Here is a 12,023-nt window from a genome sequence, read left to right as displayed (position 1 = left end):
ACCTACCGTGGTGTTCCGACGGCCGAAACCGCCTCTGACCAGCAAGTTTAACCCTCAACTAGAGGGTGAGACTTCAGGGTCGACGGACGGTTTCGTCGAGACAGCACGCAAACCGAGCACGACACCCCCATAGGAAGGCCGGGCCTCGATGAGCTCACCTCACAACTACCTCGCAGTCATCAAGGTCGTCGGCATCGGCGGCGGTGGCGTCAACGCGGTCAACCGCATGATCGACGAGGGGCTCAAGGGCGTCGAGTTCATCGCGGTGAACACCGACGCACAGGCCCTCCTCATGTCCGACGCGGACGTCAAGCTCGACGTGGGTCGCGAGCTCACCCGCGGCCTCGGCGCCGGCGCCGACCCGGAGGTGGGGCGCAAGGCCGCCGAGGACCACAAGGACGAGATCGAGGAGGTCCTCAAGGGGGCCGACATGGTCTTCGTCACGGCCGGCGAGGGCGGCGGCACCGGCACCGGCGGCGCGCCCGTCGTGGCGGCGATCGCCCGCAAGCTCGGCGCGCTGACCGTCGGCGTGGTCACCCGCCCGTTCTCGTTCGAGGGCAAGCGCCGCGGCGGCCAGGCCGACGCCGGCATCGACGCCCTGCGCGAGGCCTGCGACACGCTCATCGTGATCCCCAACGACCGCCTCCTGCAGCTGGGCGACGCGGGGGTGTCGATGATGGAGGCGTTCAAGACCGCCGACGAGGTGCTGCTCAACGGCGTGCAGGGCATCACCGACCTCATCACCACGCCCGGCGTCATCAACGTCGACTTCGCCGACGTCAAGGGCGTCATGTCCGGCGCCGGCAGCGCGCTCATGGGGATCGGTTCCTCCCGCGGGGAGGGCCGCGCGTTCAAGGCCGCCGAGGCCGCCATCAACTCGCCGCTGCTCGAGACCACGATGGAGGGCGCCAAGGGCGTCCTGATGTCGATCGCCGGCGGCAGCGACCTCGGACTGTTCGAGATCAACGAGGCCGCCTCCCTCGTCCAGGAGGAGGCGCACCCCGACGCCAACATCATCTTCGGCACGGTCGTCGACGACTCGCTCGGCGACGAGGTCCGCGTGACCGTCATCGCCGCCGGGTTCGAGGGCGGCTCCCGCCCGGTCACCGCCGGCGCGGGCCAGCCCCGCCGCGGTCGCCATCACCTCGACGACGACGACTCCGTCCCCGGCGCCTCCGGCGACACCGGCGGTGCCTCCGAGCTCGGATCCACCCCGCTCGGCGGTGGCCGTCGCGAGGAGACGGGCTACCCGGGCGCCGGCTCGCCCGGCAGCCCGGCGTCCCCGGCCCCGCGTCGCCGCGACGAGGACGACGACATCGACGTCCCGCCCTTCATGCGGCACTGAGCCGGCACCGGATGACGCCCACGGCATCAGGACGCGTCCGCCGCGTGGTCACCGACCGCCGCGGCGGCGCGTCCACCGGGGATTTCGACTCGTTCAACCTCGGTGACCACGTCGGCGACGCCCCCGCCGCCGTGGCGGCGAACCGCGCCCGCCTGGCCCGCCGGCTCGGCCTGCCCGCCACCGACATCGTGTGGATGGACCAGGTCCACGGCACCCGGATCGCCCGCGTCACCCGCCCGACCGGCGGGCCCGTCCCCGCCACGGACGGTCTCGTGACCGACCGGCCCGGACTCGCACTGGCCGTGCTCACCGCGGACTGCGTCCCGGTTCTCGCGGCCGACGAGACCGCCGGCGTGATCGGCGCCGTGCACGCCGGACGGGTCGGCGCGGTCGGCGGTATCGTCCCCCACCTCATCGGCGCGATGACCTCGCTCGGGGCGCGCCCGGAGCGCATCACCGTGCTGCTGGGCCCCGCGGCGGCGGGGGAGCACTACGAGTTGCCCGAGGAGATGGTCGACGAGGTCGAGGCCGCCCTGCCCGGCAGCCGCACCCGGACGGTCGCCGGCACCGCCGGGGTGGACCTGCGCGCGGGCATCACCCGCCAACTCGCCGGACTCGGTGTGACGCGCGTCGACTCCGACCCCCGCTGCACGATCGCCGAGGAGTCCCTGTTCTCCTATCGTCGACAGGGGCGGACCGGGCGCCAGGCCAGCGTGATCTGGCGACAGATCTAGCGACGACGGCCGGCCGTCCCGCCGGGATCCCGAGACGAAAGGGCGGACATGACCGACACCAGGGCCACCGAACTCGCCAGCCGGCTGGCCGAGACCCGCGAACGCGTGGACGCGGCGCGGGCGGCGGCGGGCCGGACCGATGCGGTCGACCTCGTCGTCGTCACCAAATTCCACCCCGTCACCGACGTCGTCCACCTCGCGCGCCTCGGGGTGCGCGACGTCGGCGAGAACCGCGTCCAGGAGGCCGCCGCGAAGGTGGCCGACCTCGCCGCCACCGACCCCGCGCTCGCCGCCGACGTGCGCTGGAACATGGTCGGCCACATCCAGTCCAACAAGGCCGCGGCCGTGGCCGGGTGGGCCGACCGCGTCCACTCGGTCGACTCCGCCAGGGTCGCCGACGGACTCCAGAAGGGGCGCGCCCGCGCCGCCGACGAGCGCGACGGCGTCACGCCCCTGCCCGTCCTGCTCCAACTCAGCCTCGACGGCGACACCGCGCGCGGCGGCGTCACCCGCGAGGACCTGCCGGCCCTGGCCGACCACGTCGCCGGACTCGACCACCTCCGCCTGGCCGGACTCATGGTGGTACCCCCGCTCACCGGCGAGGCCGCCGCCCACTTCGCCGACGCGGCCGACATCGCCGCCGACCTGCGCCGCCGACACCCCGGCGCGATCGAGTTCTCCGCCGGCATGTCGGGAGACATCGAGGAGGCGATCGCGGCAGGTTCGACCTGCGTGCGTGTCGGAACGGCCATCCTCGGGCCACGACCAGTAGTTTGAGATCCAGCCTCGCGGGGACACCCGCCCGCGAAGAACACGCCCGCGACGACCCCGTTACCAGGAAGGTCCCGGAAGATGAGCGCAATCGCCCGGTTCAAGGAGTACTTCGGAATGGCGCCCGTCGCGGCGTACGAGGACGAGTACCTGGACGACTACGACCGCCCCGTCCACCACGACGCCCGCGCCCCGCGCGGCGTGCACGACACGGACGACCTCGGTCCGGTCTCCCGCGACCGCAGGGACGACTACGGCTACGCCGCCGACCGCTACCTCGACGAGCCCGCCCCCCGGTCGCGCGTCGCCGACCTCGACGCCGCCGACGAGCGCGCCGCCGCCCGACGCGCACCCGTCGAGGAGCCCGCCCCCCGCCCGCGCCGCTACCACGCCGCCGAGGCCGGGGCCCGCGCCGCCCTGCGCGGCGTGCCCGCCACCCGCGGTGCGGTCGCGCTCGCGCCCGAGGAGGACTTCGTCGAGGACGGCCTGGTGACCGTGCCCGAGACCGTCGTCGAGAGGCCGCGCGGCTTCGGTGACGGCAAGAGCCTCGGCGAGCACTTCCGCGCCGGCCGCGCGGTGGTCCTGGACCTGTCCACCATGGCCTCGGGCGACGCCCGCCGCATGGTCGACTTCGCCGCCGGACTGGTGTTCGGCCTCGACGGCCGCATGGAGAAGGTCGCGGACCGCGAGCGCACCTTCCTGCTCCAGCCCGCCGGCATGGACCTCACCGAGGCCGAGGTCCGCGACGCCGTCAACGGCGCCTTCCGGCGCTGAGCGGCCGGCGCGACACCGCCCCCGGGGTGCCCACGGGCGCCCCGGGGGCCGGGGACAGTAGGGTTGAAGCGTGACGTTGATACTGCTGATCCTCTATTACGTGGTCGAGGTCTTCTGGTTCCTCCTGCTCGCCCGGATCGTGGTGGAGATGATCGCCTCGTTCTCCCGCAGCTGGACACCGCGCGGCGTGCTCGCGGTGGTCCTGGAGTGGCTGTTCACCATCACGGACCCGCCGGTCAAGGCCCTGCGCAAGGTGATCAAGCCCGTTCGTCTGGGTCAGGTGTCCCTGGACCTGTCGGTCCTGGTCCTGTTCATCATCCTCATGGTTCTGCGCGTCGTGATCCTGGCGTTCATCTGACGCCACCGGGCCACGCCCCGGCCCCGGCCGGCGGGTGTGCGGCCCGCCGCCGAACACGGCCGCTGGTGACGCGCGGGCCGGTTGGGACTAGATTGGCCACCGTTAAGGTAGTAATGAAGTCGTGGGTCCGGTGCGAGAACGCCGGGCCGGCACCCGAGACGACCACGAGGGGTATCCCATGCCGTTGACTCCAGCCGATGTGCACAACGTCGCGTTCTCCAAGCCACCGATCGGCAAGCGTGGCTACAACGAGGACGAGGTCGACCAGTTCCTCGACCTGGTCGAGACGGAGCTCGCGGATCTCGTCTCGGACAACGAGGACCTGCGCCAGCGGGTCGAGGAGCTGACCCGCGACCTCGAGAAGGCGCGCAAGGCCGCCGACGAGGCCGCCAAGTCCTCCGGCGCCACGCCGGCCGCCGCCCCGGCACCGACGCCCGCGCCCACCCCGGCGCCGACTCCGGCTCCGGCCGCCGCGCCCACCACCCCCGCGCCCGCCGCCGCGACCCCTTCGCTCGGCAAGAGCGAGGACGACGGCGCGGCCAACAACGAGACCCACCTGCGCGCCGCCCGCGTCCTGGCCATGGCCCAGGAGATGGCGGACCGGCTGACCGGCGAGGCCAAGAAGGAGTCCGACGGACTCATGGCCAAGGCCCGCAGCGAGTCGGACCGCCTCGTCGGCGACGCGCGGACCCAGTCCGAGAAGCTGGTCGCCGACGCCAAGTCGCAGTCCGAGAAGATGGTCGGCGACGCCCGTCGCGAGGCCGACAAGCTCCTGGCCGAGGCCAAGACCAAGTCCGACGGCATCGTCAAGGACGCCCAGGCCCGCTCCGAGCAGCAGGTCAAGGAGGCGCAGGCCAAGGCCGACGCCCTGCAGGCCGACGCCGAGCGTAAGCACACCGAGATCATGGCGACCATCAACCAGCAGCGTGGCGTGCTGGAGAGCCGGATCGACCAGCTGCGCACCTTCGAGAAGGACTACCGCAGCCGCCTCACCAGCTACCTCGAGAACCAGCTCGCCGAGCTCGGCAAGACCGGATCAGCCGCCCCGGCCGCTCCCGCGGAGAGCGGCGGCGCCGGCGGCACGGCCGACCAGTCGGGCAAGAAGGACGGCGGCCACCGCGCCGACTGACCCGTCCCGCGTGACGCGCCCGACCCCCGCGGCGCCGACGGTCCCCGCCCCCTCCCCGGGTGCGGGGACCGACGTATATTCGACACCAGGGAGCTGCGTCACCGCCGGTGGTGCACCGCCCCTCTCACCACGCACCGCACCAGGAGGCACGGATGCTCGTCGCCGCTCTCGGACTGACCATCCTCGGCTTCGGCTTCCTCGTGGCCGCCGTCGCGACCGGTCAGATCGGGTGGGCGTGGGCGTGCATCGCCGTGGGCGCCCTGGGGCTCCTGCTGCTGGTGGTGGATCTCATCCGGGGGCGCGGTCACCGCGACACGGCGCCGCAGGGGGCCTCGGAGGAGGCGCACACCCGGGCCGACGGGTAATATCGGACACCGTCCGGCCCCGAGCCGGACGCGCTGTGATCCGGCCATCACCGGGGAGCGCTCGGAAGAACGGCTACGCCCCGCCACGGGGAGGCGCTCAGTAGAACCGAACGGGGGAGCCCGTCACAGCCCGACCCACGAGTGGGCGTCGTACACCGGCGCCAAACGGGGTGGTACCGCGGACGGAGGCGCGCTGGTCGCGCTCCCGGATCGTCCCCGAGCGCAGGCCTGACCGGCCCCACGGATGCGAACTCGTGCGGGCCCCGTGAGCGAGGAGTCCGCCCCAGATGAGCACCGAGTCCGTGAACCGCGAACCCGCCGAGCCGGCGTCCGACGTCGAGGCCGGCGCCACCGGCAGCGCGTACCCGATCGTGGACCTCACCGGCGGCGCCACGTCACAGACCCCCTCCTTCCCCGCGCTCGAGGAGACCGTCCTCGCCCGCTGGGACGAGCGCGGCACCTTCCGCGAGTCCATCCGCAACCGGGCGGACGCCGAGGAGTACGTCTTCTACGACGGCCCGCCCTTCGCCAACGGCCTGCCCCACTACGGGCACCTGCTCACCGGGTACGTCAAGGACGTCATCCCGCGCTACCGCACCATGCGCGGTTACAAGGTCGAGCGCCGGTTCGGCTGGGACTGCCACGGCCTGCCCGCCGAGCTCGAGGCCGAGAAGCAACTGGGTATCACCGAGAAGTCCCAGATCCTCGAGATGGGGCTGGCCGAGTTCAATGCCGCCTGCGAGAAGTCGGTGCTGCAGTACACCGACGAGTGGGAGGAGTACGTGCACCGCCAGGCCCGGTGGGTGGACTTCGAGAACGACTACAAGACCCTGGACATCGACTTCACCGAGTCGGTCCTGTGGGCCTTCAAGCAGCTGTACGACAAGGGCCTCGTCTACAAGGGCTTCCGCGTCCTGCCGTACTCCTGGTACGAGCAGACGCCGCTGTCCAACCAGGAGACCCGCCTCGACGACGCCTACAAGATGCGGCAGGACCCGGCCTTGACCGTGGGCCTTCCGCTCGAGGCGCCGCAGGACAGCCCGTTCCACGGGGCCGAGGCCCTGGTGTGGACCACCACGCCGTGGACCCTGCCGTCCAACCTCGCCGCCGCCGTGCACCCGGAGATCGACTACTCGGTCGTCCGCGTGAACTCGGGGACCTTCGCCGGCCGCACCTTCGTCCTGGCCGAGGCGCGCCGCGGCGTCTACGCCGCCGAGTTCGGGGAGGACGCCGAGGTCGTGGCCACCGTCAAGGGCGGCGAGCTGGTGGGCCTGCGCTACACCCCGCCGTTCGACTTCTTCGCCGGCCACCCCAACTCCCACGTGGTGCTCTCGGCCGACTACGTCACCACCGAATCCGGCACCGGGGTCGTGCATCTCGCGCCCGCGTTCGGTGAGGAGGACAAGGACGCCTGCGACGCCGCGGGCATCGAGCTCGTGATCCCGGTGGGCCCGGACGGCAAGTTCACCTCCGAGGTGCCGCCGTACGCCGGCCAGCTGGTGTTCGACGCGAACGCCCCCATCTCGCGCGACCTGCGGGCCGCGGGCCGGCTGCTGCGCCACGAGACCATCGAGCACTCGTACCCGCACTCGTGGCGCTCGGGCCAGCCGCTCATCTACATGGCGCTGCCGGCGTGGTTCGTCAAGGTCTCCGCGTTCCGCGACCGGATGGTCGAGCTCAACCGCGAGCACATCACCTGGATGCCCGAGCACGTGCGTGACGGGCAGTTCGGCAAGTGGCTCGAGGGCGCGCGCGACTGGAACATCAACCGCAACCGCTACTGGGGCGCCCCGATCCCGGTGTGGGAGTCCGACGATCCCGCCTACCCGCGCGTGGACGTCTACGGGTCGCTGGACGAGCTCGAGCGCGACTTCGGCGTCCGCCCCACGGATCTGCACCGCCCGTACATCGACGAGCTGACCCGCCCCAACCCGGACGACCCGACCGGCAAGTCCACCATGCGGCGCGTCGCGGACGTCTTCGACTGCTGGTTCGAGTCCGGATCCATGCCGTTCGCGCAGGTCCACTACCCGTTCGAGAACAAGGAGTGGTTCGACTCCCACTTCCCGGGCGACTTCATCGTGGAGTACAACGGCCAGACCCGCGGCTGGTTCTACACCCTGCACGTGTTGGCCACCGCGTTGTTCGACCGCCCGGCGTTCACGCACGTCGCGGCGCACGGCATCGTCCTGGGCAACGACGGGCTCAAGATGAGCAAGTCCAAGGGCAACTACCCGGACGTCAACGAGGTGTTCTCCCGCGACGGCTCGGACGCCATGCGCTGGTTCCTCATGAGCTCGCCGATCCTGCGGGGCGGCAACCTGGTGGTGACCGAGCAGGGCATCCGCGAGGGCGTCCGCCAGGCCATGCTGCCGCTGTGGAACTCGTACAGCTTCTTCCAGCTGTACGCCTCCCGCCGGGCGACGTGGCGCACGGACTCGCAGCACGTGCTGGACCGCTACATCCTGTCCCGGCTGGCGTCGACGCGCGACGCGATGACCGCGGCCCTCGACGCCACCGACATCGCCGCCGCGTGCGACGAGCTGCGGCTGTTCGCCGACGCGCTGACCAACTGGTACGTGCGACGCTCGCGGTCGCGGTTCTGGGCGGGCGAGGACAGCGGTCAGGACTCCCGCGACGCGTTCGACACGCTGTACACGGTCCTCGAGACGACCATGCGCCTGGCCTCCCCGCTGCTGCCGCTGATGAGCGAGGTCGTGTGGACCGGGCTCACCGGCGAGGAGTCGGTGCATCTGGCGGACTGGCCGGCCGAGGACGAGCTGCCGCGCGACGCCGCGCTGGTCGAGGCGATGGAGGCCGTCCGCGACGTGTGCTCCACGGTGTCCTCGATCCGCAAGGCCAAGCACCTGCGCGTGCGCCTGCCGCTGAACTCGCTGACCGTGGCGATGCCGGACGTCGAGCGGCTCGAACCGTTCACCGGCATCATCGCCGACGAGGTCAACGTCCGTGAGGTCCGCCTGACCAGCGACGTGGCCGCGCACGGTCGGATGGAGCTGGCCGTCAACGCCCGCGCCGCCGGCCCGCGGCTGGGCAAGCAGGTCCAGGCGTGCATCAAGGCGGCCAAGACGGGCGACTGGACGGAGACCGACGGCGTCGTGGTGGCCGGCGGCGTCGAGCTGCAGGAGGGCGAGTACGAGCACCGCCTGGTCGCGGCCGACCCCGAGTCCACCGCGGCGCTGCCCGGCGGCGCCGGCCTGGTGGTGCTGGACCTGACGGTCACGGAGGAGCTCGAGGCGGAGGGCTGGGCCAAGGACCGGATCCGCGAGATCCAGGAGGCCCGCCGCGCCGCCGGGTTCGACATCTCCGACCGCATCCGCGTGCGGATGGCGGTGCCGGCCGATCGCCGTGAGTGGGCCGACCGCCACGCGCAGCTCATCGCCGGTGAGGTCCTGGCGACCGACTTCGCGCTGGTCGACGGCCTCGACTCGGCCGAGGGGGAGGCGCTGGAGCTCGCCGAGGGTGTGCGGATGACGCTGGCCCGGATCTGATCCTGGAGCGAGCGGTCGTGATCCCCGGGAGCCGGCGGTGACCGACGCGCAGGACCGGTGGGTCCTGCACGTGGACATGGACGCGTTCTTCGCGTCGTGCGAGCAGCTCACCCGGCCGACCCTGCGGGGTCGGCCGGTGCTCGTGGGCGGCCAGGGCGGCCGCGGTGTGGTGGCGGGGTGTTCGTACGAGGCGCGGGCGTTCGGGGCGCGGTCGGCGATGCCGTCGCACCAGGCGCGTCGCCTCGTGGGTCCGTCGGCGGTGTTCGTCTCCCCGCGGATGCCGGTGTACCGCGCGCTGAGCCGGCGGGTGTTCGAGGTCTTCGCGGAGCACGCGCCGGTGGTGGAGCAGGTGTCGGTGGACGAGGCGTTCCTCGAGCCGCCGGAGTTGCGCGGCGCGGACGTGGAGGGCACGCGGCGGTGGGCGCAGGACCTGCGTGCGGCCATCCGTGAGGCCACGGGGCTCCCGGCCTCGGTGGGGGCGGGGGCGGGCAAGCAGTACGCCAAGATCGCCTCGGAGCTGGCCAAACCGGACGGGGTGGCGGTGGTCGCGCGTCGCGATCACGAGCGGGTTCTGCACCCGCTGCCGGTCCGCAGCCTGTGGGGTGTGGGCCCGGTGGCGGGGGAGCGGCTCGCCCAGTTCGGGGTGACGACGATCGGTGAGCTGGCCGCGATGGACGACGACGACGTGGCGCAGGCTCTCGGCCGGACCGTGGGCCCGGCGATCGCCCGCATCGCGCGCGGGTATGACGACCGGCCGGTGCACGAGCGGGCCGAGGCCAAGCAGATCAGCGCGGAGAGCACGTTCGCGGCCGACCTCACGACGCCCGGGCAGGTGACGGCGGCGGTGCGGCGGGCGGCGGAGGCGGCGCACCGGCGGCTGCTGTCCGACGGTCGCGCCGCGCGCACGGTGACGGTGAAGGTCAAGCGGTCGGACTTCACCTCCATCACGCGGTCGTACACGCTGCCGGAGGGCACCACCTCGCTGGAGACGATCATCGCGGTGGCGCGTTCACTGGCGCCGGATCCGGTGGATTTCGGCGCGATCCGGCTGTTGGGCGTGGGGGTGGCGGGCCTGACGGACTTCCAACAGGACGCGTTGTTCGAGCAGGAGTTCACCCTCGGGGCACGCTCGACCGACGGGGTCGACGACGACGAGGACCTGCCCGACATCGTCGGCGTGGGCACCACCGTGACGACGGAGGAGTCCGAGGCGGCCGGAGCCGGGTCGGGGCCCGCGGGTGCGGGGGCGGCCGCGGGTCCGGGGGCGACGGACCCGCCGGAGATCGGGGCGTGGCGTCAGGGCGACGACAAGCGGTTCGAGACCGGGGCGGATGTCCGGCACCCGGAGTTCGGTCACGGCTGGGTGCAGGGCTCGGGGCACGGGCGGGTGTCGGTGAGGTTCGAGACGGCGGCGACGGGCCCGGGCCGGATGCGGACCTTCGCGGAGGACGACCCGGACCTCGAGCCCGCGGACCCGCTCGGCTCCCTGGGGTGGTGAGGCCCGCCCCGGGCCGATGCGCGCCCCCGCCGGTGCCCGTCCCCGCCGGTGCCCGGCCTTTGCTGCAGCCGCTCCTCGGGATGGCGTCTCGCCCCCGCCGGTGCCCGGCCTTTTCTGCAGCCGCTCCTCGGGATGGCGTCTCGCCCCCGCTGACGCCCGGCCTTTCTTGCAGCCGCTCCTCGGGATGGCGTCTCGCCCCCGCCGCGGGGCACGCGAGACGCCATGGGCGCGTGCGGCTGCGGCGGGGCGGGCAGGGCCCCAGCACATCCCCGGCCGACCGCGCTGCCTCTCTGCCCTGCGCTGCAGGAATGCCCGCCGAAGGCCCGCCAGCCCCGCAATCGCCAGCCCGCCAGCCCGCCAGCACGCGCAGGCCCCGCAATCGCCGGCCCGGCGACCGGCGACGCCTGCTCGTCAGCTGTAGAGGTGGTACCGATCCCACTGCCGGCGGACGTCGGCCGCGGCGTCGGCGCCGGCCCCGTCCGTCGTGGACAGCAGCGCGGCCAGCAGGACCCGCGCCTGTCCGGAGCGCAGGTATCCGGCACTGAGCACTCCGCGCGTGGCGAGCTCAGCGCCCCCGCCGTGACCGCCGTAGGTCGCCGTGGCCTCACCCCGCGGGACCCGGCTGGTGGCCACCACGACGAGGTCCGGTCGCTCCTCGGCGAGCTGCGCGACCGCCCCGGCGACCTCGGGCGGGAGGTTGCCCGAGCCCGAGCCCTCCAGCACGAGCCCGCGCGCACCCGCGGAGACGCAGGCGTGCAGGGCGGTGGCGTCTGAGCCCGGCGGGCACGCGACCACGTCGACCCGGACGTCGGCGAAGCGGGCCCGGCCGGTCAGGGTGGGGCGTTCGAGTTCGGGCGGCAGCCCCTCGACGGGGTGGTCCGGGGAGTTGCGGGCGAAGGCGACGGGGTCGGTCGTGTGCCACTTGCGCACGCCCCGGGCCTGGAGGATCGCCCGACCGAGCACCACCAGGACCCCGAGGTCGCGGGAGACCGGGTCGGCAGCCAGCAGGACCGCGTCGAGCAGATTGGCGGGCCCGTCGGCCTCCGGGTGGTCGGCGGGTCGCTGCGCGCCGGTCAGGGCCACGGGCCGGGGGTCGTCGTGGTGCAGGTCCAGTGCGATCGCGGTCTCCTCGAGCGTGTCCGTGCCGTGGGTGACCACGACACCGGTGACGTCCGGATCGGCCAGCACGTCCGACACGGCGTCGACGAGCAGGTCCCACTCGGCGGGGCCGAAGGTGGAGGAGTCGGCGTCGAGCACGGCCCGGGCACTGACCCGGATCTCGCCCGGCAGCACCGACCGCAGCTGGTCGAGCATGGCGGCGGTGGCGGGGTCGGAGTCCCCGGCGATCACCGCGCCGTCGGACGTCGTGGAGGCGGTGATCGTGCCCCCGGTGGTGCAGATCACGATGTGGGGGGTATCCGTGCTGGTCTCGGCGCTGGTCACCCGCTCCACAGTGCTGTGCGTGCGCCTCGTCGTCAAACACCCCGGCCGCCGACGATGGAACAATGACCCACCAGTGTTCGTTGGGCCGGTGACCCCG

At 73.0% G+C, this 12,023-nt stretch carries 10 protein-coding genes; 9 read left to right on the top strand and 1 reads right to left on the bottom strand.

From position 1 onward, the window contains the following. The first annotated feature begins 148 nt into the window (after window positions 1–148). The 9 genes from ftsZ to RWK90_RS15855 all read left to right on the top strand — a co-directional run bounded on the left by ftsZ (window position 149) and on the right by RWK90_RS15855 (window position 10,483). Window positions 149–1,345, top strand: a complete 1,197-nt coding sequence (gene ftsZ / locus RWK90_RS15895; RefSeq protein ID WP_314038594.1) for a cell division protein FtsZ — start codon at window positions 149–151, stop codon at window positions 1,343–1,345. Between the two features lie 11 nt (window positions 1,346–1,356). Further along, a complete protein-coding gene (pgeF, locus tag RWK90_RS15890) occupies window positions 1,357–2,079 on the top strand; it encodes a peptidoglycan editing factor PgeF (protein ID WP_314038593.1) in 723 nt (240 codons plus the stop codon). 48 nt (window positions 2,080–2,127) lie between these two features. Then, the gene (locus tag RWK90_RS15885; RefSeq protein WP_314038592.1) at window positions 2,128–2,856 is read left to right on the top strand and encodes a YggS family pyridoxal phosphate-dependent enzyme; all 729 of its coding nucleotides are present in this window, start codon (window positions 2,128–2,130) and stop codon (window positions 2,854–2,856) included. Window positions 2,857–2,931: 75 nt separating this feature from the next. Next, window positions 2,932–3,624 carry a cell division protein SepF gene (locus RWK90_RS15880; RefSeq protein ID WP_314038591.1) on the top strand — a complete coding sequence of 231 codons (693 nt, stop codon included), beginning with the start codon at window positions 2,932–2,934 and terminating at the stop codon, window positions 3,622–3,624. A gap of 70 nt (window positions 3,625–3,694) precedes the next feature. After that, complete coding sequence (locus tag RWK90_RS15875) at window positions 3,695–3,982, top strand: YggT family protein (RefSeq protein WP_314038590.1); 288 nt, start codon at window positions 3,695–3,697, stop codon at window positions 3,980–3,982. 178 nt (window positions 3,983–4,160) lie between these two features. Continuing rightward, entirely contained in the window at window positions 4,161–5,111 is a 951-nt protein-coding gene (locus tag RWK90_RS15870; protein ID WP_314038589.1) for a DivIVA domain-containing protein, read from the top strand. A 152-nt stretch (window positions 5,112–5,263) separates the two neighbouring features. Beyond that, window positions 5,264–5,476 (top strand): hypothetical protein, encoded by a 213-nt coding sequence (locus tag RWK90_RS15865; RefSeq protein WP_314038588.1) that lies wholly within the window; start codon window positions 5,264–5,266, stop codon window positions 5,474–5,476. A gap of 287 nt (window positions 5,477–5,763) precedes the next feature. Then, window positions 5,764–8,985, top strand: a complete 3,222-nt coding sequence (gene ileS, locus RWK90_RS15860) for an isoleucine--tRNA ligase (RefSeq protein ID WP_314038587.1) — start codon at window positions 5,764–5,766, stop codon at window positions 8,983–8,985. A gap of 37 nt (window positions 8,986–9,022) precedes the next feature. Continuing rightward, window positions 9,023–10,483 carry a DNA polymerase IV gene (locus tag RWK90_RS15855; RefSeq protein ID WP_314038586.1) on the top strand — a complete coding sequence of 487 codons (1,461 nt, stop codon included), beginning with the start codon at window positions 9,023–9,025 and terminating at the stop codon, window positions 10,481–10,483. A gap of 411 nt (window positions 10,484–10,894) precedes the next feature. Here RWK90_RS15855 and RWK90_RS15850 read toward each other — a convergent pair whose 3' ends face one another. Beyond that, on the bottom strand, window positions 10,895–11,926 hold the full coding sequence (locus tag RWK90_RS15850) for an asparaginase (protein ID WP_314038585.1): 1,032 nt from the start codon (window positions 11,924–11,926) through the stop codon (window positions 10,895–10,897). Window positions 11,927–12,023 lie beyond the last annotated feature (97 nt).

Source organism: Dietzia sp. CH92 (assembly GCF_032248695.1).
GTDB lineage: Bacteria > Actinomycetota > Actinomycetes > Mycobacteriales > Mycobacteriaceae > Dietzia.
This window is presented reverse-complemented; position numbering and strand designations above follow the sequence as displayed.